The sequence below is a fragment of the Streptomyces sp. NPDC001292 genome, from assembly GCF_042896465.1.
In the GTDB taxonomy this organism is placed as follows: Bacteria; Actinomycetota; Actinomycetes; order Streptomycetales; family Streptomycetaceae; genus Streptomyces.
Map to the genome: position 1 here is coordinate 1 of NZ_JBIAXG010000161.1, position 1,002 is coordinate 1,002.

The window sequence follows — 1,002 nt, forward strand, 5'->3', positions numbered from 1 at the left end:
CTGTCCCGACTTCGCATCACCCAGGCCAAGCGCACCGAGGAACGCGCCTGGCTCGCCGACGTGTCAGCGGTCGTCCTGCAACAGTCCCTGCGGGACCTGGACACCGCCTACAAGAACTTCTTCGACTCGATCAAGGGCAAGCGACAGAGCCGCAAGGTCGGCCCTCCCCGCTACAAATCGAAGAAGGACACCCGCCAGTCGATCCGCCTCAACACCAACGCCTTCTCTCTCCAGGACGACGGCACGGTGTACGTGGCCAAGGTCGGCAACCTCAAGGCCAAGTGGTCCCGCCGGCTTCCGGCGGCACCCACGTCCCTGACCGTCACCAAAGACAGCTCCGGCCGGTACTTCCTCAGCTTCGTCGTGGACACCGAGCCGGACATCCTCCCCGAGCTGGAGACCGACGCCGGTCTTGACCTCGGCCTGTCCGCCTTCGCCGTCCTGTCCGACGGCAGCAAGATCGACAGCCCCCGCTTCCTGCGCCGGGCCGAGAAGAAGCTCAAGCGCCTTCAGCGGGATCTGTCCCGCAAGGCCAAGGGATCGAAGAACCGGGCCAAGGCCCGTATCAAGGTCGCTCGCCAGCACGCCAAGGTGGCGGACCGGCGCCGGGACTGGCACCACAAGGCTTCCACGCAGATCATTCGCGACAACCAAGCGGTGTACGTGGAAGACCTCGCGGTGTCCGGCCTCGGGCGCACCCGGCTCGCCAAGTCCGTGCACGACGCGGGGTGGTCCGCGTTCGTCGGCATGCTGGAGTACAAGGCGGTCAAGCACGGCCGCACCTTCGCCAAGGTGGACCGGACCTTCCCGTCCTCTCAGGTCTGCTCGGCCTGCGGATTCAGGGACGGACCCAAGCCCCTGCACGTCCGGGAGTGGACGTGCGGCGAGTGCGCCACCGTGCACGACCGCGACCACAACGCAGCACGCAACGTCCTCTTCGAAGGACGCCGAATCGTCGCCACCGGACGGGTGGAGACGCTAAACGCCTGTGGAGTGCCGGTA

The 1,002-nt window shown here is 66.7% G+C and carries 1 protein-coding gene; it reads left to right on the forward strand.

The genetic code is table 11. The features are described from left to right. A partial coding sequence (locus ACFY4A_RS42730) for an RNA-guided endonuclease InsQ/TnpB family protein (protein WP_390834698.1) occupies positions 1–1,002 on the forward strand: 1,002 nt, incomplete at both ends.